This window comes from Ichthyobacterium seriolicida (genome assembly GCF_002369955.1).
In the GTDB taxonomy this organism is placed as follows: Bacteria; Bacteroidota; Bacteroidia; order Flavobacteriales; family Ichthyobacteriaceae; genus Ichthyobacterium; species Ichthyobacterium seriolicida.
Genome location: NZ_AP014564.1, coordinates 1,579,357 through 1,604,126 on the forward strand (window position 1 = coordinate 1,579,357; position 24,770 = coordinate 1,604,126).

23 protein-coding genes are annotated in these 24,770 nt (G+C 32.6%); 1 reads left to right on the plus strand and 22 read right to left on the minus strand.

The window, feature by feature from the left end; all coding sequences use genetic code 11:
• The 8 genes from porD to JBKA6_RS06155 form a co-directional block, all read right to left on the minus strand.
• A complete protein-coding gene (porD, locus tag JBKA6_RS06120; protein ID WP_096686863.1) occupies positions 1 to 870 on the minus strand; it encodes a type IX secretion system protein PorD in 870 nt (289 codons plus the stop codon).
• A 6-nt stretch (positions 871 to 876) separates the two neighbouring features.
• Positions 877 to 2,403 (minus strand): glutamine-hydrolyzing GMP synthase, encoded by a 1,527-nt coding sequence (gene guaA / locus JBKA6_RS06125; RefSeq protein ID WP_096686865.1) that lies wholly within the window; start codon positions 2,401 to 2,403, stop codon positions 877 to 879.
• A 17-nt stretch (positions 2,404 to 2,420) separates the two neighbouring features.
• Positions 2,421 to 3,068 (minus strand): YggS family pyridoxal phosphate-dependent enzyme, encoded by a 648-nt coding sequence (locus JBKA6_RS06130; protein WP_096686867.1) that lies wholly within the window; start codon positions 3,066 to 3,068, stop codon positions 2,421 to 2,423.
• Positions 3,062 to 4,042: a D-2-hydroxyacid dehydrogenase gene (locus JBKA6_RS06135; RefSeq protein WP_096686869.1), complete on the minus strand. Its 981-nt coding sequence runs from the start codon at positions 4,040 to 4,042 to the stop codon at positions 3,062 to 3,064. The genes JBKA6_RS06130 and JBKA6_RS06135 overlap by 7 nt, the downstream gene beginning before the upstream one ends.
• Before the next feature lie 12 nt (positions 4,043 to 4,054).
• Positions 4,055 to 5,119: a 3-phosphoserine/phosphohydroxythreonine transaminase gene (gene serC, locus JBKA6_RS06140; protein WP_096686871.1), complete on the minus strand. Its 1,065-nt coding sequence runs from the start codon at positions 5,117 to 5,119 to the stop codon at positions 4,055 to 4,057.
• Between the two features lie 93 nt (positions 5,120 to 5,212).
• Positions 5,213 to 6,004: an undecaprenyl-diphosphate phosphatase gene (locus JBKA6_RS06145; protein WP_096686873.1), complete on the minus strand. Its 792-nt coding sequence runs from the start codon at positions 6,002 to 6,004 to the stop codon at positions 5,213 to 5,215.
• Positions 6,005 to 6,007: 3 nt separating this feature from the next.
• Positions 6,008 to 6,220, minus strand: coding sequence for a DUF3098 domain-containing protein (locus tag JBKA6_RS06150; RefSeq protein ID WP_096686875.1), 213 nt, complete (start codon positions 6,218 to 6,220; stop codon positions 6,008 to 6,010).
• Between the two features lie 6 nt (positions 6,221 to 6,226).
• The gene (locus JBKA6_RS06155; RefSeq protein WP_096686877.1) at positions 6,227 to 7,096 is read right to left on the minus strand and encodes a cell division protein FtsX; all 870 of its coding nucleotides are present in this window, start codon (positions 7,094 to 7,096) and stop codon (positions 6,227 to 6,229) included.
• A 141-nt stretch (positions 7,097 to 7,237) separates the two neighbouring features.
• Here JBKA6_RS06155 and JBKA6_RS06160 point away from each other — a divergent pair, with 141 nt between their 5' ends.
• Complete coding sequence (locus tag JBKA6_RS06160; RefSeq protein WP_096686879.1) at positions 7,238 to 8,401, plus strand: serine hydrolase domain-containing protein; 1,164 nt, start codon at positions 7,238 to 7,240, stop codon at positions 8,399 to 8,401.
• A gap of 14 nt (positions 8,402 to 8,415) precedes the next feature.
• On the opposite strand, the gene JBKA6_RS06165 is transcribed toward JBKA6_RS06160, so the two are convergent.
• The 14 genes from JBKA6_RS06165 to JBKA6_RS06230 form a co-directional block, all read right to left on the minus strand.
• Positions 8,416 to 9,573: a 1-acyl-sn-glycerol-3-phosphate acyltransferase gene (locus JBKA6_RS06165; RefSeq protein WP_096686881.1), complete on the minus strand. Its 1,158-nt coding sequence runs from the start codon at positions 9,571 to 9,573 to the stop codon at positions 8,416 to 8,418.
• 69 nt (positions 9,574 to 9,642) lie between these two features.
• The gene (murA, locus tag JBKA6_RS06170) at positions 9,643 to 10,956 is read right to left on the minus strand and encodes a UDP-N-acetylglucosamine 1-carboxyvinyltransferase (RefSeq protein WP_096686883.1); all 1,314 of its coding nucleotides are present in this window, start codon (positions 10,954 to 10,956) and stop codon (positions 9,643 to 9,645) included.
• Positions 10,957 to 11,565, minus strand: coding sequence for a DUF4290 domain-containing protein (locus JBKA6_RS06175; protein WP_096686885.1), 609 nt, complete (start codon positions 11,563 to 11,565; stop codon positions 10,957 to 10,959). It lies immediately after the preceding gene.
• Positions 11,566 to 11,668: 103 nt separating this feature from the next.
• Complete coding sequence (ftsZ, locus tag JBKA6_RS06180) at positions 11,669 to 12,898, minus strand: cell division protein FtsZ (protein ID WP_096686887.1); 1,230 nt, start codon at positions 12,896 to 12,898, stop codon at positions 11,669 to 11,671.
• Between the two features lie 14 nt (positions 12,899 to 12,912).
• A complete protein-coding gene (gene ftsA, locus JBKA6_RS06185) occupies positions 12,913 to 14,169 on the minus strand; it encodes a cell division protein FtsA (RefSeq protein WP_096686889.1) in 1,257 nt (418 codons plus the stop codon).
• A gap of 28 nt (positions 14,170 to 14,197) precedes the next feature.
• Positions 14,198 to 14,911, minus strand: a complete 714-nt coding sequence (locus tag JBKA6_RS06190; RefSeq protein ID WP_096686891.1) for a cell division protein FtsQ/DivIB — start codon at positions 14,909 to 14,911, stop codon at positions 14,198 to 14,200.
• Positions 14,908 to 16,242 (minus strand): UDP-N-acetylmuramate--L-alanine ligase, encoded by a 1,335-nt coding sequence (gene murC / locus JBKA6_RS06195; RefSeq protein ID WP_317044156.1) that lies wholly within the window; start codon positions 16,240 to 16,242, stop codon positions 14,908 to 14,910. Before murC ends, JBKA6_RS06190 begins: the two co-directional genes overlap by 4 nt.
• Before the next feature lie 11 nt (positions 16,243 to 16,253).
• Entirely contained in the window at positions 16,254 to 17,351 is a 1,098-nt protein-coding gene (gene murG, locus JBKA6_RS06200; protein ID WP_096686895.1) for an undecaprenyldiphospho-muramoylpentapeptide beta-N-acetylglucosaminyltransferase, read from the minus strand.
• Positions 17,344 to 18,489 carry an FtsW/RodA/SpoVE family cell cycle protein gene (locus tag JBKA6_RS06205; RefSeq protein ID WP_096686898.1) on the minus strand — a complete coding sequence of 382 codons (1,146 nt, stop codon included), beginning with the start codon at positions 18,487 to 18,489 and terminating at the stop codon, positions 17,344 to 17,346. The genes murG and JBKA6_RS06205 overlap by 8 nt, the downstream gene beginning before the upstream one ends.
• A complete protein-coding gene (gene murD, locus JBKA6_RS06210; protein ID WP_096686901.1) occupies positions 18,486 to 19,826 on the minus strand; it encodes a UDP-N-acetylmuramoyl-L-alanine--D-glutamate ligase in 1,341 nt (446 codons plus the stop codon). Before murD ends, JBKA6_RS06205 begins: the two co-directional genes overlap by 4 nt.
• The gene (mraY, locus tag JBKA6_RS06215; RefSeq protein WP_096686903.1) at positions 19,826 to 21,040 is read right to left on the minus strand and encodes a phospho-N-acetylmuramoyl-pentapeptide-transferase; all 1,215 of its coding nucleotides are present in this window, start codon (positions 21,038 to 21,040) and stop codon (positions 19,826 to 19,828) included. Before mraY ends, murD begins: the two co-directional genes overlap by 1 nt.
• Complete coding sequence (locus JBKA6_RS06220; RefSeq protein WP_096686906.1) at positions 21,040 to 22,503, minus strand: UDP-N-acetylmuramoyl-L-alanyl-D-glutamate--2,6-diaminopimelate ligase; 1,464 nt, start codon at positions 22,501 to 22,503, stop codon at positions 21,040 to 21,042. Before JBKA6_RS06220 ends, mraY begins: the two co-directional genes overlap by 1 nt.
• Positions 22,500 to 24,473, minus strand: a complete 1,974-nt coding sequence (locus tag JBKA6_RS06225; RefSeq protein WP_096686909.1) for a penicillin-binding transpeptidase domain-containing protein — start codon at positions 24,471 to 24,473, stop codon at positions 22,500 to 22,502. Before JBKA6_RS06225 ends, JBKA6_RS06220 begins: the two co-directional genes overlap by 4 nt.
• The gene (locus JBKA6_RS06230) at positions 24,466 to 24,768 is read right to left on the minus strand and encodes an FtsL-like putative cell division protein (RefSeq protein WP_157776979.1); all 303 of its coding nucleotides are present in this window, start codon (positions 24,766 to 24,768) and stop codon (positions 24,466 to 24,468) included. The genes JBKA6_RS06225 and JBKA6_RS06230 overlap by 8 nt, the downstream gene beginning before the upstream one ends.
• Positions 24,769 to 24,770: the final 2 nt, after the last annotated feature.

Genomic DNA, 24,770 nt, shown 5'->3' on the forward strand with positions numbered 1-24,770 from the left:
TTAATTATTCCAACTATCACTTTTGAAGGAGGTGATGTCCGTTAGAATTTCTTTGGCCATATTTTTCTGTTGCTCAGTAGTATATTGATCATATATATTTATTATTTCATCTACCTTAGGTTCTATGAGCGTTTGAATGAGAAATAACTCTCTGAACTTCTTAAAAACATCTAAAGATTTTAGAATATTAACCTTGCCCTTTTCCAAATCCGTAGACATGATATCTAATCCATTTATGTGATAATCATAAAAAGCCAATCTAAAATCTTTATTTCTATTGTCTAATAATTCCTTGATAACACTGTATCTATTTCTTCTCTGTGTAGAATCCCATCCTCTATATCCGTTATTTCTAGCCATTATAGCTATATCTCTTGCAATCATGAATTCTTCGGTTCCCCCCAAAGGAGAAAAACAATCTTTATCCAAACCTATTACAGAATAAGCATAAAAAGCTAAGACAGAAGATAAATTGGAAATATAACTATCCTTTTGAAAATCAATAGACTGGAACTCTATGTATTCAAAGTCAAATTCTTTATCGTGAAAAGAAAATACAGGCGTGATATAAGAACCGTCATGAACAGGTCTGTTAGAAAATATCTGCAAAGAAGCATTAAAATAACCTGAAGAACCCCTTTGATTTATAGCAATTATTACACTGCAATTTATTTTTTCTTGTGATTTATATGTCTTGCCAGTCCAAATAGTATTATTAAAGAAATCTTGTATAGAGTTTGTCATAGTGACATATATATCCTTATCGGTCTCTTGTACCCTATCACTATTTACCATTACATTAAAATTTAATTCTTGAGAAAAAGAAAAAAATCTAATGAAAAGTAAAAGACAACACAAAAAATATTTCATAATACTCTATTCCCACTCTATAGTAGCTGGGGGTTTAGAACTTATATCGTATACAACCCTATTTACACCACTTATATTATTTATTATTTCATTAGATACTTTGGCCAAAACATCATAAGGCAAATGGACCCAATCTGCTGTCATGCCGTCTAATGATTCAACAGCTCTGATAGAAATAACTCTTTCATATGTGCGCTCATCTCCCATAACTCCTACAGATTTAACTGGAAGTAATATCACCCCAGCTTGCCATATTTTATCGTAAAGACCACTCTTTTTTAGATGATCTATAAATATCTTATCAGCTCTTTGAACTATATCTACCTTTTCTTCTGTGATGTCTCCTAAAATCCTGATCGCTAAGCCAGGACCCGGAAAAGGATGTCTCCCCAAAAGACCCTTATCTATATTCATCATCTCCCCTACACCACGCACCTCATCTTTAAAAAGAGTTTTTAACGGTTCTACTATTTTCAGTTTCATATAATCGGGTAACCCCCCTACATTGTGATGAGATTTTATAGTAGCCGAAGGGCCATTTACAGATATAGACTCTATCACATCGGGATAAATAGTGCCTTGAGCAAGCCATTTTACATCTTCTATCTCTTTGGCTTCTCTGTCAAACACCTCTATGAAGACCCTACCTATTATCTTTCTCTTCTCCTCTGGATCTGACTTCCCAGATAAAGCAGACAAAAATATGTTTTTAGCATCTACTCCCTTTATATTTAAGCCCATATTCTCATACTGCTCCAAAACCTCTTCAAATTCATTCTTTCTCAACAAGCCATTATCTACAAAAATACAGTACAACCTATCTCCTATAGCTCTTTGTAAAAGCATTGCTGTAACAGTAGAATCTACACCTCCCGAAAGACCTAAAACTACTTTGTCATCTTTTATTTTCTCCTTTAATTCTGTAACAGTTCTCTGCACAAATGAGTCGGCAGTCCAATTAGCTTTAGATCCTACTATATCGATTAAAAAATTTCTGAGCAACTTAGCACCATCACTAGTGTGGTACACTTCAGGATGAAACTGAATCCCAAAACAACACTCATCTATGACTTGGTAAGCAGCTATCTCTACCGATTCTGTACTGGCTATAATTTTAGAGTTTCTAGGCAATTCTAAAATAGTATCACCGTGGCTCATCCACACTTGTGCCCCATTAGATATACCTTCAAAAAGAGGTGAATTACTATCTACATAAGTCAGATTAGCTCTTCCGTATTCTCTTTTATCTGAACTGCTGACATTACCTCCAAAACATTTTGCCAAATACTGAGCTCCAAAACATATAGCCAAAATAGGTTGTCGACCCTTTATATGAGACAAATCTATATGAGGAGAATTTTCATCATTAACAGAAAAAGGACTGCCAGATAAAATAACAGCTTTCCAACTGTCAATATCACCTGGCAAATTGTTATAAGGATGAATTTCACAATATATGTTTAACTCCCTCACACGCCTAGCTATGAGCTGTGTGTATTGAGAACCTATGTCTACAATAAGTATTTTATCCATTTTTTTTATATATAACTCTAAGATTCGAAAATAGACCTTCCTACCCTAATCATATTGCTTCCATTTTCAATAGCTATAGAGTAATCATTGCTCATACCCATAGATATGATTTTTAAGCCAAAATCCTTTTTAAAAGTCTGAAATAAACTATTCAAAGAAACAAACTCTTTAGATATCTGTTCTATATCTTTTGTATTAGTAGCCATACCCATGAGCCCTAAAATATTCACATTACTCAATTGGCCTATATCCTCTGAAAAGAAAAAATCTTTTAAATCACTCTCTGAAAAACCATATTTGTCAACTTCCTTAGATATGTTTAACTGTAACAGACAATTTATTTTTCTATTATTCTGTATAGCTCTTTTATTTATTTCCTTGAGTAATTTCAAACTATCCACAGAGTGAATAAGCTCCACAAAAGGAGCTATGTATTTAACCTTATTCACTTGTAAATGTCCAATCATATGCCATCTTATATCTTTTGGAAGCTCTTGATATTTATCACATAAATCTCTGACTCTATTCTCCCCAAAATCACGATGCTTAGCATTATAAACCTCCTCTATATCTCTTATTGATCTCTTCTTAGAGACAACCACCAGTTTAACATAATCTGGAACAGAATTTATTATATCATATAAGTTTCTAGCTATATCTAACACTTTATATGTAGATCCTTTTTGAACATATTTATAATCTCATCTGCTAATTCCTCACCTATCCTGTCTTGAGCCTCTAAGGTAGATGCTCCTATATGAGGACTTAATGATATTTTTGGATTCATCAATACCTTTATGTCTGGAGTGGGTTCATTTTCAAAAACATCTAATCCAGCAAAGCTGATATGATCTTCCTCTATAGCCTTTAATAAAGCCTTTTCATCTATAGTTCCACCCCTAGACGCATTTACTATTCCACTTCCTTTTTTCATCATAGAAATCTCCTTAGAACCTATCAACGACCTGTTTTTTTCATCAGCTGGAACATGTAAAGTGATAAAATCCGAATTCTTTAAAACCTCATCCTTTGTCGATGTCTTTATTTTGAAAGGTAATTTCCTCCCATCGAAAAAATCCATATCAAAAGATATTTCATCTACATTTTTATCATGGGTTATTACATTCATACCTATCCCAACAGCTATCTTAACAACCCCTATTCCAATTCTCCCTACTCCTATAACACCTATGGTTTTCCCTCTCAACTCTATGCCAGAGGCATATCGCTTTTTAAGTGATTTAAAATGAGTATCCCCCTCTAATGGCATATCTCTATTAGACTGATGTAAATTTCTAACCATAGAAAAAATATGAGAAAAAACTAATTCAGCTACAGAATTAGACGAAGCCAAAGGAGTATTTATAACTCTTATACCCTTGTCCCTTGCGTAATCTACATCTATGTTATCCATACCTACCCCACCTCTTCCTATAAGTTTTATAGATTTACAATTATCTATAATATCTCTCTTAACTTTTGTAGAGCTTCTAACTAATAAAACAGATATTTCTTCCTTATTGATAAAGTCTATTAAATCATCTTGTTTTACGCTTTGAGTTATAATATCAAACCCACTTTCTCTTAACTTCTTCTCACCTACTGAAGAAATACCATCATTAGCTAAAACTTTTACCATATTATTATATTTTTAACATTTTTTTTCTAAATCTCGCATTATCTCGACTAATACATTTACACTGTCAATAGTCATAGCATTGTATATAGATGCTCTATACCCTCCCACTAATCTGTGTCCATTTATACCAACTATATTAGCCTCCTTACAGAGTTGAACAAATTTACTCTCTACTGACTTATCTTTCAATATAAATGTAACATTCATAAGTGAACGATCCTCTCTCATGGCATTCCCCACAAAAAGTGGATTTCTATCTATTTCATCGTATAACAAATTTGCTTTTTCTTCGCTTGTATGTTCAAATACTTTTACCCCTCCCTCTCTCTTGAACCACTCCAGAGTGAGCATGACCGTATATACAGCTAACACAGAAGGAGTATTTAACATACTCCCAGCATCTATATGTTTTCTATAATTTAAAATATTAGGTATAGCCCTGCCAGTATCTCCTAAGAGTTCATCCTTTACTATTACTAATGTAACACCTGCAGGACCTATATTTTTTTGAGCTCCTGCATATATAAGTCCGTGTTTTGATACATCTATTTCCCTACTAAATATATCTGATGACATATCGCTAACTAAAAACACATCAGACTCTGGATGTCTCTTAAATTGAGTTCCAAAAATTGTATTATTAGAAGTATAGTGCAAATACGCTAAATCATTTGGGACAGTATATTCTTTTGGTATATAATTAAAATTCTTATCCGACGAATCAGCCACAACAGTTACATCACCTACGTTTTTTGCCTCTGCTATGGCTTTTTTAGACCAAACACCTGTATTTATATATCCTGCTCTCTTATTTTTATGTAATAAATTAACAGGAGCCATGAGGAATTGCATGCTAGCCCCCCCTTGCAAAAACAATACTGAATAACCTTCTGGAACATCCAATAACTCTTTGACCAAACCCCTGGCCCTTTCCATTACATCTACAAACTTGCTACCTCTATGAGATATCTCAGCAATAGATAATTCTCTATCGTTATAAACTGATTCTGATAATTGTTTTAAAACTTCTCTATTTAAAATACCAGGACCTGCACTAAAATTGTGAAACTTAACCATTATTTTTTTTTCTAAAAAATGTTATTTTATAAAATTGTGAAACTTAACCATTATTTTTTTTCTAAAAAATGTTATTTTATATGAAATATATATCTATAAAATATCATGTACTACAACAACCGTTCCTATTGAGAAACAATACAGAGAAAAATATTTAATATTACTCTTCTCAACTAATTTTATCATCGACCTACACGCTATAATCCCAGTTAAAAAAGACACAATAAATGCTATAGCTAAATCTATGTTACTTATCTCTAAAAAACTCATTTGCCCACTAGAAATATCCTTTATGCCCTTTGCTAACACTAAAGGTATCACCATCAAAAATGAAAACTTAGCAGATTCTCTCTTGTTATTTCCAAGGACAACAGCAGTTGAAATAGTCAAACCAGATCTGGATATTCCAGGTAATATGGCTATGGCCTGTGCCACACCTATAAAAAATGAATCTAAAAAAGAAATTAGCTTAGATGAATATTGTTCTTTGTTTAAAACAAGTAAAATAATTCCATTTAATATTAACATGGATCCTATAAATATAGTGTTCCCATTAAACAGTTTTTCTATTTCATCGAGCAGAAATAACCCAACACAAGTCGAAGGAATAATAGACAAAAGTATTTTCAAAGAAAAATCAGCATGAATATTCCATTTGGTAGTAAAAAGTCCTGAAAAAATATCTTTGATTTCTTTTTTAAATACAACTAAAGTGCTAAAAACAGTCGCTAAATGTAGGACCACGGTCAAAAGTAAACTGTCTTTTGAAGATATATCGTATCCCAAAACAACTTTAACTAATTCTAGGTGACCACTAGACGATATAGGCAAAAATTCTGTCAACCCTTGTACTATTGCCAATATGATTAACTCTATTATCCCCATTAATTAAGGTTTTAGCATAATAGAATAGACTAACATAGAAAAACCAGAAATCAAAAAAAACGGCGAAACTATCAATCTCCTAGTATTAAAGATATCTTCACTAAAAGAATAAGGATCTGAAGCCTCCCCTCCAGATAGCAAGACAAAACCAATTACCAATAATGCTATACTAGCAAACATAAATAGGTAATTTTTCTTTCCAAAAATAGAATTCATAATATTTTAATAATGCATTTGTTGTGCTGAGATGTGTAACAAGCGCCTTAGCATTATAAAAGTACTAAGCAACAAAATTACAATCCCACTTATAAATATTCCCAATACAAGAATGACAAAGGTCATCATATTATCTGTTATAATATTTGGAAATACCTTATCTACATAATACAAACCAGAAAAAAATAGTGCTGATGAAATAACACTACTAGTAATACCTATACTGATGCTCTTGAGCAAAAATGGTTTAGATATAAACCACTCTGTGGCTCCTACCAATTGCATAGTCTTTATGAGAAATCTCTTGGAATAGAGAGCTAAACGAATAGAATTATTGATAAGTATAATGGATATTAGTATAAATATGGAGGATATTATAATGAGATACATACTTACTTTGTTTATGTTATTGACTATTCTTTTAACCAGATAGCTGTCGTAAGACACATCCAAAACAATAGGATTATCTATTAATTCATCTTCTAGTTTTTTGATATTATCAGGATCAACATAGTAAGACTTTAGTTTTATATCCATAGACTCCGAAAGAGGATTATAACCTATAAAATCTATAAAATCCTCTCCTAAATCTCTCTTTAATATCTGCCCAGCCCTATCTTTACTTATATAGTCTACAGATTTTATATACTCTCTTAACCTAAGACTCTTTTCGATTTTTTTTAGCTCTAAGCTATTTACATCTTCTTTAAAAAAGATAGACAATTTCAAATTCTCTTTGATGTGATCTGATAAAAATTTAGAATTCAAAACTAAAAAACCCAAAATACTCAAAGTCAAAAGAACTAGTGAAACACTTATCACGACATAAGTGTAAGCTGATCTCAAACGGGTTTTATCGTAATTGTCTTGTGCCATATCGCAGAAAAACGCCGCGAATATATAAAAGTTATACTAGCTGCTTGCATTTTATTTTAAAGGCAAACTACAAATATTTGCATTTGGCACTAGTAAAATGAACTAATTTTACCCTTGTAATTATAAACGATACTTTTTGAGATGAAAAAAAATATTTTCCTAAAAGGAGTAGCAGTATTTGTAACACTACTAAGCGCTATTGTAATAGTTATATTTGTGACTGATAATACTTACCTCTTTAACGGTGTGAGATTGACCTACCTAAAAGGAGAGAAGAGTTCTAATATTGATGATGGAGTAGACTTTCCATATAATGTCATTGAAACTTCAGAGATTCAGCCATGGGAAAAGGATGAAAAATACAATCAAATAGAGCTCTCAAACTCCTTAAAAGAAGAATTAAAAAAATCTGAAACCACAGCCTTTTTAATAATTAAAGACAGTAAAATAATCAAGGAATTATACTTCGATAATTATAACCAAAATAGTTTAACAAACTCTTTTTCTATGGCAAAGACAATGGTTACACTCTTATTGGGTGCAGCCATTCAAGACGGCTTTATAAAAAGTTTAGATCAGCCTATTACGGATTTTCTGCCTGAATTTATAGGTGATGACCATGCAGAAAAAACTACTATAAGAGATCTGTCAGCTATGACAGCGGGATACTCTTGGGTAGAAGATTACCATAGTCCCTTTAGTAATATGGCAAAAGCTTATTATGGAAACAACCTAGAAAAACTAATACTCAGTATCAATTTCAACAAGGAATCTGGAAAAGAACACGAATACCTCTCGGGAGTAACTCAATTATTGAGTATTATCATTATGAGAACTACAAAACAATCCTTATCAGAATATTTATCGCTCAAGTTCTGGAAACCTATGGGAATGAGAAGTAATGCCCTATGGTCTAAAGACGATCCAAAGGGAATGGAAAAAGGCTTTTGCTGCGTGCACTCTAACGCAAGAGATTTTGCTAAACTTGGAAGACTTCTTATGCAAAAAGGCAATTGGAATGGAAACCAATTAATAGACTCCACCTTTGTATCAAAAATGATAACCCCAAATTACAAAGCTTTTAAAAACAAACCCGCTATATATGGATACTCTCTTTGGACAGATTATCAATACAATCCAATTTTTTACTCGATGATAGGACACCTGGGACAGGTAGTAATTTGCATCCCTTCTAAAAACATCATAATCTGTAGATTGGGCAAAAAAAAGAACAAAACAAAAGAAGGTGCAATTCCAGGAGGAAATGTCTATTATTACGTAGATGAGGTATTAAAAATTATTTAACACTCAAGAAAAACTTACAGATCATCATCACTGATATTTATGTAACTAAATACAGGGTTAGAATACATTTTTAATAAGTTTTGTCTTACTTCCTTCTCTTTATTTTTGAACAAAGCAGAGCTAATATCGATGCGTTTTTCAAATAACTTTCTTTCATCTTCCGTATAGAAATTGGTATACACGTCTGTATTATTTATAATATCTGCAGCTATATAGTTTGTAGGCCATAGCTTATAAGACTTTATTACTTCCTTATCTATAATACTAGCTATAGCCTTATATTTATCATTTTCACTCTTTATACCTCTGACAAATTCTAATTCTTCATAAAGAGGCTTATTTATAGATAAGGATATATTCTTTTTTTGGCCAAAAAGACCCTTAGCAACATTCTGTATATCTTCATTTCTATGTTTTTTATACTCTTGCTCATTTTCTTTTGCTAATAATTCTGGAATTTTAAGACTATCTGTAGGATCATATTCATATGAAATAGATGTAGGGACCAATTTCAATGACTGAAAATAATCCACTATACCCTGACCTTTTTCTCTACTCATAGAAATCATTTTTAATACAGCAGGATTAGTTATATCATGTCCCGTTTTCGCCCTACCACCTTTTTGAGCTATCCAAATAGATATATTTTCCTCAAAAATGCTCTGTTTTATATATGAAGATAACTTCATAGAATTAGCTAAATGCTCTCTAGGAGATGAACTAGACCTATTTACAAAAAAATTTTTATTGAGTCTAGCTAATGTCTTTATAAGGGGTTTCTTTATCAGGTTATCTCCTATAGCTATTCTAGATGTGTCGTAATTGTTCTCTATTAGATAGAAATTCAAAATGACTGCATCTAATAATATATCCCTATGATTAGAAATATATAGATAAGAAGTGTCCTTTTTTACATTTTCCAAGCCGAAATAGGTTATCTTCTCTGCAGCTTTGTCTAATACTTTTTTTAACCCTACATAGGTTATCTTACTTATAAAATCATCAGAAGTTTTAATAGTCCCTAAAAAATCATTAAGCTTATCTTCATCTTCATAAATGGGATAAATATATCTCACCAAAGCCCTAAATGAAGGATGACTAGAAATTTCATTTATTACATCTGGAATTTCAGAATCAAAAAAAGGTCTTATATCTCTGTATATATCTGTCATATGTTATAATGAATATTCATAAAACTATTTAAAAAAACACCTCAAAATTTGAGATAAACTATAAACTATTTAATCGTGTTTTATCCTAACTATCTTAGCCCCTAGAGAATTTAGTCTGCCATCTATATTTTCATACCCCCTATCTATCTGACTGACATTGTGTATAACACTGGTGCCTTTAGCCGATAAAGCAGCTATTAAAAGGGAAGCTCCAGCCCTAATATCTGGAGAGCTCATTTCTATACCCACTAAACTATATTTATGATTTAAACCCATTACCGTTGCCCTATGTGGATCACATAAAATAATTTGAGCTCCCATATCTATTAGTTTATCTACAAAAAACAAACGACTCTCATACATCTTTTGATGAACTAGGACGTTACCGTTTGCCTGAGTAGCTACAACTATTATAATACTTAGTAAATCGGGAGTAAACCCTGGCCAAGGGGCATCAGAAATTGTAAATATAGAATTATCTATATATCTTTCAATTTTATAAGAATCGTTTTGTGGAATATAAATGTCATCATCTCGCCTATGAAAACTTATTCCCATCTTTTTAAATACATCTGGGATTATACCTAGATTTTCCCATCCTGTATTTTTTATGGTAATCTCTGATCTAGTTACAGCAGCTAAACCTATCCAACTACCAACCTCTATTATATCAGGTGAAATTTTGTGTTCACAACCATGGAGCTTATCTACACCTACAACAGTTATCATATTAGATCCTATTCCACTTATATTAGCCCCCATGGAATTGAGCATTTTACACAATTGCTGTATATATGGCTCACAAGCAGCATTGTATACAACAGTAGTGCCTTGGGCAAAAACAGCTGCCATTATTACATTTGCCGTTCCAGTGACAGAAGCTTCATCTAATAGTATATAATCTCCCTTTAATTTTTTGGCATGTACAGTGTATAACTTCTTTTCCCTCTCGTATTGAAAAACAGCTCCTAACTTCTTAAATCCCTCTATATGAGTATCTAATTTTCTCCTGCCTATCTTATCGCCTCCAGGACTATACAGACAAGATTCTCCATATCTACCCAAGAGAGCTCCCAGAATCATTACAGAACCTCGCAAAGAAGCACCCTTATGTCTATATCCCTCAGACCTTAGATAACTCATATCTATGTCATCTGCCCTAAATGAGTAATTATTACTCCCATTTTTAGTGACCTTAACATTGAGATTCGATAAAATATCTATAAAGTTATTTACGTCCTCAATACAAGGTATATTGTCTATGGTTACCTCTTCAGAGGTCATTAAAACAGCACTTAAAACCTGAAGCGCCTCATTTTTAGAACCTTGTGGATGTATTTCACCAGATAACTGGTGTCCACCCTCTACCTTAAAAGAATACATCTACTTTGATTTAACCTTAGGTTTATACTTAGTCTTATACTGTGAATTATTAGATGTTCCCCCTCTTTTATAATAATCTAATTCTATATCCCTATTCCTCACATCTATATTACCATTAGACAATTCATACAAATGTTCTAAGATGACACTGTCATCGACCACATCTTCATTCCAATTTATATATGACTTTTTCATATTATTGGCTATGGCAATGATTAAATTATCTTTATCTTGAACATCACAACTAACTACGATGTCTATACAATAACGCAAATTCATACCGTAATACCTATATTTCTTCAGCTCAACAGGGTATTTCAACCTTCTAGGAGAAATCTCTAACTTACTATTCTTACACACAGAATCAAAAGGACAATCTACGTCTAACTCAAAATTAGACATCAAAAATAATTGTACCCACAACTTGTGCTGAAACTCTTTAACATCTCTAAAATGTGGAGATAAATTGCCCATAACATCTATTATGTATAACGATACCTTATTTCTCTCTGATCTGTCCTCTACACTTACTGCATAGTGTATCATGTCTTGTATGTGCCTTCCGTACTCTGGAATTATTAATTGGTTTTTACTGGTATTGTACTGCATAAATTGTATCGTTATATAATGACGAATTAATGAAAAAAATCTAAGTTATTTTTAATTTTATTACTTATCAAGCACTGTTACAAACAGTGCTTTCGATTGCGTGTTATTTTGTATCTTTCCTAAAGAAATTATAATTATCCCTTTCAAGCCTTTTATAGGCTGGTTCATCTTCCAACTTTTTTATTTCATCATTGCTCATCCTCTTGTTAAAAGATTTTATATGATTAATCTTCGTCTTATTGATCTTTAATATATGTGCCTCTTGACTGAGAGAGATAGCATCATCCCCTCTATGGAAAAAAGATGTGGAATCAACATCAAATCCTAAATGTTTATCTTGTAAACCTATGCCAAATCCCGTGGCAATAATTGTTATTTGGATATTTTCTCCCATACCTTCAACTGTTCCAACACCTTCACAAATATACGCATCACCTCCAGCTTCATTTTGAATATGAGCAGATATATAATCTATCTCTTTAGATGTTGGAGCATCATTCTCCCAGACTATTTTTAGTAATATTTTCTTGGCTCCCAAGATACTTTTATACTCTAACAAAGGAAAATCTAAAGCGGTATTTATAGCTTCCTCTACCCTGTTTTCTCCACTTGCAATTCCTATTCCCATTACAGCGGTTCCACTATCTTTTAGTACACTCGTGACATCGTTTAAATCTACATTGACCTTTAAATTTCTAGAGACTATCTCAACTACACTTTTGACCCCTTTACATAAAACCTCATCCGATTTTTCATAGGCCTCCACTATACTTAAATCACCATACACCTTATTTAGTTTCTCATTATTTATTATGATTAGAGAATCTACATTCTTCCTTATTTCTTCTAAACCTATTCTCGCTATTTTCGACCTTAACTTGCCCTCCCTCTTAAAGGGAAGAGTAATAACAGCTACGGTTAGTATATTCATCTCTCTAGCTAATTTAGCTATAATAGGACTGGCTCCAGTCCCAGTACCTCCGCCCATACCAGAGGTGAGAAATAACATTTTAGTTTTAGTCTCTAATACTTTTTTTATCTCGCTAATTGATTCCTCCACAGACTTCCTTCCTATTTCAGGATCTCCTCCCGATCCCCTACCCTCGGTCAGAGAAACGCCCAATTGTATTTTGTTTCTTACAGGACTGCTATTGAGAGCTTGTTTGTCCGTATTACAGATGATTAAATCAGCACCGTCTATACCGTTTTTCAACATATAGTTGACAGCATTTCCTCCACATCCACCAATACCAATGACTTTTATATCCGAAGAACCATGCTTGGGCAAATTAAATGGAATAGAAATATTATTTCTAAACTCATCACTATTCATAACACTCTTCCAAACTAATATTTAGAATTTTCATAACCGCCTACCAAATAATTAAACCATTTATTAATTTTTTCAACTATTCCATCATAATTATTTCTGTAATTCTTTTTGTTTTTGATGTGCAATTTTTTCTCATCTATTTCTTTAACCTTTTCGCAATCAGTACTACTACATAATTTTATAGCTTCAAGTGTCAAGCCCACACATGTAACCAAAGATATATCATTACTTTTAGACAAAAACTCTCTATACCCTCCAATACTACAATACAAACCAGTAACCTCTTTAACTATATTTCTTACCCCCTCGGTATTAGCTCCCCCACCTACGAAAACAATATTATAATTTTCGTTAAAAACACCATAACTCATCGCTATTTCAAATATCTCTCTTATTCTAGAGTATATGGTCTTAGACAGATTCCTTTTTGAAATAGATCTATCGGGACCTCTCTGCATTTTTACAGATAAAAAACTCTCTTTTTTTTCTAAAAAAAAATCAACGGATCCCTCCGTTATTTTTAAGTTTTCTGCTACTTCCTCAGTTAGATTAAACCTCTTTTTTATATCTGAGGTGATAACTTTTCCCCCAAAGGGAACTATAGCAATATCTCTTACATCTCCATTAAACAATAAAAAATTAGTTATACCCCCCCCCATATCTACAAAAACCACCCCATCTTTTTTTTCTTTTTCCGATAAAACAACACTAGAAGAGAATATAGGAGCAAAAACAACTTCAATAAGATTCAAGCCCGTCTCTTTAATACATCTTACAAGCATATCATAAGGTTTCTTATCGGCAGTTATTACCTTAAAATCAGCTTCTAACTTGCTGCAAGGAGCTCCTATAGGATCTAAAACACCCTCTTCATTATCTATCCTGTACTCCTGAGGTATAATACCTATTATATAACTGACATTTTTAGGATGTACATTATAAACTTGATCTTTTAATAATTTTAAATCGTAATCGTTTATTAGACTATCCCCATCATTCCTAATTATATGATGAGTCCTATGTATGCTATCTATGTAGTTTCCAGATATGCCTACAACCACACCTGTAATACATTTATTAGAATTCTTCTCTGCAATACTAATTGCCTTTAGTATAGAGTCCTTAGCCTTAGTAATATTTTTAATCTCCCCCTTGACTATACCAATACTATCGCTCTTACCTACACCGAGTACATTTAATTTACCCTGCGCATCTAAGTCCCCAACCATCGCTATTATATGACTGCTACCTATGTCTAAACCAGCTATCATTTTCTTATGTAATTATAATATTAAGGGATTATATTCTCTTAGTGCAAACTACCTGATGATCAAATCTCAGGTCTATACTAATATACTTATTTTCTTCCAAATCTTTCAAGAGATATCTATACAATGTGTTGAGTTTGAAAAATTTTTCATCTAAATCATTTAAATGTCCTAGCCTTATTACATACTTACCCACACAAGGGTACAAAGTAAATACTCCTTTTTCATTTATTCTAATAGAATTTATATAATACTTTAAAACACTGTCATTTTTTATCACAGCAATTAACTTATTAACTTCATCTATGTTACTCTTGTTTACACTTCCAAAAATTACAGGAACAGCCTTAACACAATTGCTATATAAAGACATTTTTTTACCTGACTTATCTACGTAGTAACTACTATCTCTTTCAAATACTCGCATTGTAGGAGTCGCATTTTTTATGTCTATATACACATCATCTTTAACCTTGCGATATACAGATACATTCTCTATAGCAGGATACTCATCTTTTAAATATTTCTCTAGCTTTATTATATCTATATCTCCTTTTTTGAAAAACTCATACTTTTTATTGATATCACTCTCTATTTCAGAATTAATCGACGAACAACTCTGATCATGTCTGTCTATACTGACTATAAATCTATCACTGCCTGTGTAATTAAAATTTATTAAGGAAACAATAGATATTACAACCATAGTAATGATCAATATTATTTCTATATAATATTTTTTCATACAGACATCTCTCTCTTTATCAGAGGTACCATTTCTCCTATATCTGCTCCAGCACCCAAAGTCAATAGAACATCAAAATCCCTATTTTTTAATTCTGGAATTAACTCTTCTTTTTTTAAGACTTTTTTGTCTTTGATTCGAACCTTATTCAACAGCCAGCTTGAATCTATCCCCTCTATAGGTAATTCTCTAGCAGGATATATATCCAATAATATGATCTGGTCTAATCTAGATAAGCTCTCGCCAAAACCATCTGCAAAATCTCTTGTCCTGCTAAATAGATGAGGTTGAAAAACACCCAAAACTTTCTTTTTAGGATACAAATGCCTAACAGTATTTATAGTCTCTTCTAACTCTTTAGGATGATGAGCGTAATCATCTATATAGGTTAAATTTTCATTTTTTATATGATAGGAAAATCTTCTTTTAATACCTCTAAATACCTCTAGAGCTTCAGAAATATTATTTAACGAGATCCCTTGCTTATACGCCATGATAATTGCAGCCAAAGAATTTTCTATATTGTGAATGCCTGGCAAATTAGATATCATACCCTCGAATACTTCTCCTTCTAAGTCTACATCGAAAATATAACTCCCATCTTTTATGCAGACATTATAAGCCCTAAAATTTGAAAAATCATTCACACCATAAGTACTACCTTCCAAAGGCAAGCCCTCTCTAATCAAAACGTTTTTTTTATCTGAAACCTTATCAGCGAATTCTCTAAAACTAAGCTCAAATCCTTTTTTGTCTCCATAAATATCCAAATGGTCAGCATCCATAGATGTGACACAGATATACTTAGGATGTAATCTCAAAAAAGAACGATCGAACTCATCTGCCTCCACAACACTGTACTTATCACCTCTAAGTATCAAATTTGAATTGTAATTTTCAGTTATACCTCCTATAAACGAAGTATTAGGCATTTTGTTGTACTCCATTATATGACCCAAAATTGCAGATGTAGTGGTCTTGCCATGAGTTCCAGCTATGGCCATACATGTTGTGTTTCTGGATATTTCCCCTAAAACCTCAGCCCTCTTTATAATTTTGAAACCTTCATTTTTGAAATAAATCAGCTCTTTATGACTATCCATTATGGCTGGAGTAATTACTATAAGAGTATTATCTCTGTTTAAATTATACGAATACACCCTCTCTAAATCTTCTTGGAAATGAACCCTGACTCCTTTGTTCATCAACATATCTGTGATATCTGAAGAGACCCTATCGTAGCCCATCACCTCTTTTCCAAAATGAAGAAAGTACATGGCTAAAGAACTCATTCCTACACCTCCGATTCCTATGAAATAAATATTCTTCAAATTATTAAAAATCATTTTTTACTCAATTTTAAGATTTCATCTACAATACGTTTGGCAGAATTAGGGATTGCAATATTAGATAGATTATTTTCTATTTGCTCTATCTTTTCACTATCGCTAATTAGATCGTCTAATTCTGTTATAAAAGATTTTTGCAAATCTTTTTCTTTAATCATAACGGCTGCTTTATCACGACATAAGGCCTCTGCATTTTTTGTCTGATGATCTTCAGCTACATTAGGAGAAGGAATTATAATACTCGCTTTTTTTACACCTATCAACTCCGATAAGGTGATAGCCCCAGCCCTACTTATAACTATATCTGAACAAGAATAAGCCAAATCCATTCTGGATAAAAATTTATAAACCTTAACACTTTTACCCTCGTATTCTTTATAATTTTCGAAATACGACTTGCCCGTTTGCCATATGAGCTGAATATTTTCCTTTGAAAACCAATTTAAATTATCCCTTATTATTTCATTTATAGCTCTTGCCCCTAAACTTCCACCTAAAATTAAAACGGTCTTCAAATTTTTATCCAAACCGAAATAATCAAAAGCCTTTGACTTATCGACATTGGTATTTATTATTTCACTTCTAATAGGGTTTCCTGTAATAATTATCTTCTCTTTAGGAAAAAATAAATCCAAATTTCTATAAGCCACACATATAGAAGAAACTATTTTTCCTAGAAACTTATTGGTAATGCCTGGATAAGAATTTTGCTCTTGTATAAGAGTGGGGATTCCCAATAGATAAGCTGCAAATAAAATAGGACCACTAGCATATCCCCCTGTGCCTACAACTACATCTGGACCAAAACTCCTGAGAATAAAAAAAGATCTGAATACAGATACCATCAGTTTTATAGGCAACAATAAGTTTTTGTAAAAATCTTTTCTCTGCAAACCTGATATCCATAAACCTTTTATCTCATACCCTTCTAAAGGGATCTTCTTCATCTCCATTTTTCCATATGACCCGACAAACAAGATATCTGATTCGGGACTAATACTTTTTAGCTGATTAGCTATAGATACGGCAGGATAAATATGTCCACCTGTTCCGCCTCCACTCAAAAGCAAACGAATACTCTTATTAGACATTAACCTCTTTTACCTTATTCTTTGTTACAACATGTTTACTAACGCCCAAAATAACTCCCAGAGCAATACAGGTTGCCCAAATAGCCGAACCTCCACTGCTCATAAGTGGAAGCGGTTGACCCGTCACTGGAAATATTCCAACTACTACACCGATGTGTATAACTGCTTGAAAAATTATAGGTAATATCATGCCCATGACTAAAAGCATCCCAAAAGTATCTTTAATTTTTACAGCTGTCTGTACCGACTTATGTAAAATACCTATGTATAAGAGTATCAAAACTATAGCACCTACCAAACCCGATTCTTCTGTTATAATAGCAAATATAAAATCTGAAAAAGACTGAGGTAAAAAGTTTTTCATAGTGCTCTTGCCAGGACCTATACCAAACCATCCACCTAACTTAACAGCTTCCATAGCTCCATTAGATTGATAAGTTTCATTTGTATCCCCATTGATAAATGAACTAATTCTATTAGACCAAGTCTTTGCACGAACAGGACCGTAATCGGAAAATACATTTATCATCAAAAAAAATATAAGTGCAATAACACAAGTGCTTCCTATAATTCTAAACATATATTTAAATGGGAATTTGCCTATTAACATAAGTGTGAGATTACTAATAAATATTAGCATCGCTGTAGACAAATTAGACGGAAATACCAATAATACTATAACTGCTAAAGGTATTAACAAGTATAAACATTCCTTAAAATTATTATAGACACCATTCTTTTTTGATAAAAAAGCAGCCGTATACATCATACTTACGTATATAGCAAAAGCAGAAGTCTGGAAACTAACCCCACCTATTCGTATCCATCTACTCGCACTATTTACACTAGTGCCAAAAAACAGAGTTATTGTCAGTAGAATAATAATTACAAGAACCATGATCACCGATATTCTCTTGTAATAATTATAATCTATCCTGTGTACTAAAAATATAATGATAAAACCAAAAAATAGATGAAAAGCATGTTTTATAAGAATCAAAGAAGTATTCCCATCTCCATACAGATAAGCTGGATTACTACTGGTAGTATAATTAGGCCAAAAAGAAAATAAGGCTAATGCAAAAATAGCACTCCAAAGAGTTTTATTGCCTCTTATATTTTTTATCCTAGATATCACTGTATATTTTTTACCGCCTCTTTAAATCTATTGCCTCTATCTTCATAATTTTCAAATAAATCAAAACTAGCACAAGTGGGTGATAGTATTACAGTATCTCCCAATACCGCTATCTCATTAGCTAACCCAACTGCTTCAGTCATAGATTTAGTCTGAAAAATATACTCTGTCTTATTTTTAAAAATATCTATAATTTTAGAATTATCTACTCCTAAACATATCATAGCCTTTACTTTTTTTTTCACTAAAGGAATAAGCTCGGTGTAATCATTTCCCTTATCCTGACCTCCTACTATCCAAATAATAGGCCTACTTATATTCTCTAAAGCAAAAAATGTAGAATTAACATTAGTAGCTTTAGAATCATTTATATACTCCACACCATTTATTTCCAATACCCTTTCAAATCTGTGCTCAACTGAACTAAAATGCTCTAAAGTATGCTTTATATATCTGTCTTGTACATTTAAGATTTTTGCACAAACACTCGCCGCCATAGAATTACAAATATTGTGAATACCCTTTAAAGCCATACTATTCAATGCCATTTTAAAATACAATTCTCCATAATTGAAAATCATATCACCCTTGGAAATACCAATGCCTCCATCTACAATATCTGTGGCAGAAAAGGGAATTGTTTTAGCATCTATCTCAATAGATCTCATATAATCTTTAATTATTTCGTCTTCTTTGTAGTATAGAAAATAGTCGTGCTCGCTTTGATTTTTTAGGATTCTAAACTTAGACTTTATATAATTCTCAATATCGTAATCATAACGATCCAAATGATCTGGAACTATATTTAACAATACAGCTATCTCAGGCCTGAATTCTACTATTCCATCTAATTGGAAACTACTCAACTCTAAAACATAAAAATCAAAATCACCCTCTGCTACTCTTAAAGCAAAACTGCTTCCTATATTCCCTGCCATACATACATTTAATCCAGCTGATTTTAATATTTCATAAATCAATAAAGTAGTAGTAGTCTTTCCATTACTTCCAGTAACGGCTATTATTTGGGCATTTGTATACCTATATGCGAATTCTATTTCTGAGATAATTTTAATCCCCTTATTTCTAGCTTTATTTAAAATATCAATATCATCTGGTATTCCAGGACTCTTGATTATCTCGGCAGCACTTAAAATGATCTCTTCACTGTGTTTGAGTTGCTCAAAGCTTATATTTTCACGATTTAAGATCAGTTTATATTTTTCTTTTATCACACGGCAATCCGATAAAAAAACTTCGAAGCCTTTGCTCTTGGCTAATACAGCAGCTCCTACACCACTCTCAGCCCCTCCCAATACAACTATTAAACCTTTCATTATCTTATCTTCAGAGTCACAACGGTTAGTACAGCCAATATTATTCCCACAATAAGAAAGCGCATGACCACTTGATTTTCATGAATTCCCTTTTTTTGGTAGTGATGATGCAGTGGAGCCATCCTAAAAAAGCGCTTACCCTCATTAAACCTTATCCTGGTATATTTAAAATAACCCACTTGCAATATGACAGATAAGTTTTCAACCAAGAAAACACCACACAAAATAGGTATTAACAATTCTTTTCTTATACATATGCTTATAACAGCAATAACAGCACCTATCATTAAGCTACCAGTATCACCCATAAAAACCCTTGCTGGGTATGAATTATACCATAAAAATCCAACCAGAGCTCCCACAAATGAAGAAGTGAATACAACTATCTCTTCAGAATGAGGTATGTACATAATATTTAGATAATCAGCGTAAATAACATTGCTAGAAACCCAAGATAATACAACTAAAACTCCGCCTATTATGGCTGAAATTCCAGTGGCTAAACCGTCTAATCCATCTGTTAGATTAGCTCCATTAGATACGGATGTGGTGATAAAAATTATACAAAAAACAAATATTATCCAAGTGTATTTCTCATAGTCTTGACCTAACCACTTTATTAAATATTTATAATCAAAATCAATATTTTTTAAAAAAGGAATGGTCGTCTTTGTAGACTTGATATTTCCTTTGACTGGAGTAGTCTCTTGCGCTTGTGAAATTAAATCTTCATTATGCCTAACGACTACATCTTGGTGAAAATAAAGAGTTAAACCTACTATCAACCCTAAAATTACTTGCCCAGATATTTTTAAATAGGCATTTAATCCGTTTTTATTCTTCTTAAATATCTTTATGTAATCATCTAAAAAACCTATAAATCCCATCCACAGAGTAGTTGTAACCAATAGAATTATATAGACATTTGCAATATCGGCAAATAGAAAACACGGAATCAAAGTTGATAAGATTATTATTACACCTCCCATAGTAGGAGTGCCTTCTTTTTCAATTTGACCTTCTATTCCCAAATTTCTGATTGTCTCACCTATCTGTTTTCTCTTTATGTACCTTATTATTTTTCCTCCAAAAAACATAGAGAACAAAAGTGATAAAATCACACTCATAGAAACTCTAAAAGAAGTATAACTAAACAACCTAGCGCCAATAAAATCAAAATTTGAATCTAAATAACTAAACAGGTAATACAACATTATTTTTTATAATTTCTAAAGCAATTCAATAGTATTTCGTAATCATTGTGATATTCTTTTACATCCCCTATATATTGATAAGTTTCATGACCTTTACCGAGTACCAAAATTATATCACCTCTCTGGCTCATACTCACAGCTCTGTCTATGGCTTGTTTTCTATCTGGTATGATAAACACATTTTCTGAATCAGAATCTGCAATACCTTCTCTCATATCTGAAATTATTTGCAAGGGATCCTCATGCCTAGGATTATCACTTGTCAAGAAAACTTTATCGGAATATTCATGAGCTATACTCGCCATTTTAGGACGCTTTTTTTTATCTCTATTTCCTCCACAACCTACGATGCAAATGACATTAATCCCATCACTTTTAATCTCATTTACCGTCTTGAAAACATTTATAAGAGCATCGGGAGTATGAGCAAAATCAACTATTCCTAATATTCCTGTCTCTGAAATAACGTGCTGAAATCTCCCTCTTATGCTCTCTATATCACTAATGGCTATCAATATTTCTTCAGAATCCTTACCTAAAATAATAGCCACACTATAAACCGCTAATATATTGTAAGCATTAAAGCGACCGACTAACTTGGTATGAACCTCTCTTTTGTCTATCTCTAAAATCAAGCCGTGTAGACTATTCTCTAGAATTTTAGCTTTAAAATCGGCATGTTTTTTCACAGATAAATAATACTTCTTACTAAGAGTATTCTGTAACATGACCGTGCCATTTTTATCATCTATATTAGACAGAGAAAAAGCTGACTTTGGCAAATTGTCGAAAAAAGATTTTTTAACGCTTATATATTCACCAAAAGTATTGTGGTAATCTAAATGATCGTGAGTTATATTGGTAAATATCCCTCCGAAGAACACCAGACCAGAATTGCGCTGTTGACTGATTCCATGAGAACTAACTTCCATAAAACAATACTCACAACCTATTTCTACCATCTTATTCAAAGCACGATTGATACTTATAGAATCAGGAGTGGTATAATCCGAATCTATTTCTTCATCGCCTATTATCACACTTATGGTAGACACCAAACCAGATTTATTACCTAAAAGATTAAACAACCTATAGAGTAAAGTCGCTACAGTTGTCTTTCCATTAGTGCCTGTAACCCCAATTAACTTTATCTTTTTGGAAGGATTATCATAAAAATTACTGGCCAATAATCCCATATACTTAGCCGAATCGTCAACTTTTATATAACAAATTCTGTCATTTATTTTTTCAGGAAGAACCTCACACAATACAGATGTAGCTCCCTTTTTAATAGCAATATCTATAAAATCATGCCCATCTACTCTCGCTCCCTTAATAGCTACAAACAAACTAGAAGTAGATACACTTTTGCTGTCAAAAATTATATCCTTCACCTCACACTCATGAGAACCTATAATTTCAAATGATGTATTCTCTGGCAATATCTCCTTTAATAACTTCATATATCTTGAGAGAATTTTAATATGAGAACTGATCCTTCTTTAAATGAAGTGCCTGGTTTGGGATGCTGATCTACCAAAATACCCATACCCTTTACTTTTACCTTTAATCCTTTTTTTTCTAACTCTGGCAGAGCTCGCTCCAAGCTAACACCATACATATCTGGAATTTTATTTTTTTTGAGCGAACTTAGATTGTCGTTATCCCTTATCTTATCTTTAAGTTTATTCAAATCCAACTCCTCAGCCTCCAAAACAGATGGAATACTAGAAAATATTTTTTGTGCAATATTTCTGAATACAGGAGCAGCTACAGTACTACCGTAATAATTTATCTTTTTATCTGGCTTGTTTATAACTACAATACAAGAATACAAAGGTTTATCAGCAGGAAAATATCCTACAAAAGAACTTATATATCCCATCTTTTCACGTCCCTTCCAGTATTCTAATTGTGTAGTTCCCGTCTTGCCTGCCATAGGTAATTTGGAATCGTATATCTCTTTAGCCGTACCTCTTAAAACTACTCCCTCTAACATCTTTTTCACCTTATCTAAGGTCGACTTAGAACATAAAATAGGATTTATAACCTCCACTGGAAAGACCTTTTTAGTTATTCCCCTCTCCCTTGTCTCTAATACAAATCTAGGTTTTAACATAACCCCATCATTAGCGACAGCATTGTAAAAAGCTAATACGTGTATAGGAGTCAACCTTATACCATAACCAAAGGCCATCCATGCCAAGGTGATAGCAGACCACTCTCTACCCTTAGGGGTGGGGATCAAAGGAATTCCCTCTCCTTTTATACTCAAATCTAATTTCTGACCCAAATTCATCTTATAAAGCCTATTTATAAAATCTAGCGGTCTATCTTTATACTTATCATACACTAATTTGGCTACACCTACATTAGAAGATTTCTCAAATATCTCTTGTAGACCCAATACTCCCCATGAATGCATATCCTCTATAACATTGCCATATATAGACAACTTACCATCTGTATTTACCTTATCGCTAATACTCATTGTCCCATCTTCTAGGCCTATCATAACTGAAGCTAATTTAAAAGTTGAACCAGGTTCAACGCTCTCCCATACAGCATAATTTTTATTCTCTTGATATAAACCCGATGACTCATCCTTGCCTAAATTAGAAATAGCTAAAACATTTCCAGTTTTAACTTCCATGACCACCACACAACCATGATCTGCCTTAAACTTTTTTAAACTCTTTAACAATTCATAATGAGCTATATCTTGTATCCCAGTATTTATAGTAAGGTGTATATCCTCTCCATTATCAGGTTCAATTTTATCATCGTCGTTTAGGGGTTTCCAATTTCCTCCAAATATCTTCTGTTTTAACCTGGAACCATCTTTGCCTCTCAAAATAAAATCAAACCACCCCTCTATGCCTATCTTGTTATTTACATGCCCTATAGTTCTAGATGCTATATCTCCCAAAGGATTCTCTCTTGTGATCTTACACGAATAAATAAATCCACCTGAATACCTCCCATGCCTGAATATGGGAAAATCTTTAATTCTTAAAAATTCGCTATGAGATATATTTTTAGCTATAAACAGATATCTGTTATTCTCCTTCTTTGCTTTGAGCAACCTATCTAAGTAATACTTATAATTCTTCCCAAAAAAAGCAGATAAGGAATCTGATAATTCTCTTACCTTTTGGCTAAACAAATCCTCCCTTACAACAGAGACATCCATTCTTATATCGTACTTAGACGTAGATGTGGCCAAGAGATACCCATCACCAGAATAAATATTACCTCTGAGTGCTGCGATTCTTTTTCTCTGTATTTTCGTGGTATTGTCTCTATCATTCTCATGTAAATCACAATTTTTCTCTATGATAAAAAGTTTTACAATCACAGATGCGAAAAACAATACTATAAAAATACATACTAAATATATCCTTAATGATATGCTCTTTCGTATATCATTCATCCCTAGGTTTTACTATTATCTCTTTGGCCCCTTCCATGGGCTTTAAACCTGATTTTTTTATAGCCTTTTCAACCTCAGTGCCAAGCCTGACACGCATCAACTTAGAACTGATCTCTAAAGATTCTGATTGTAATTTCTGAAATTCCATTTTCAACTTAGAGATTGTATATACCTTCTCATCAGCTTTGTGTGAACAGTATATCATAATCATGATAAAGAAAAAAATAAAAACTATAAACTTCCAATCTTTTATCTCATCTATTTGTTGCTTTATAACACCTATATATTTCCTCATTA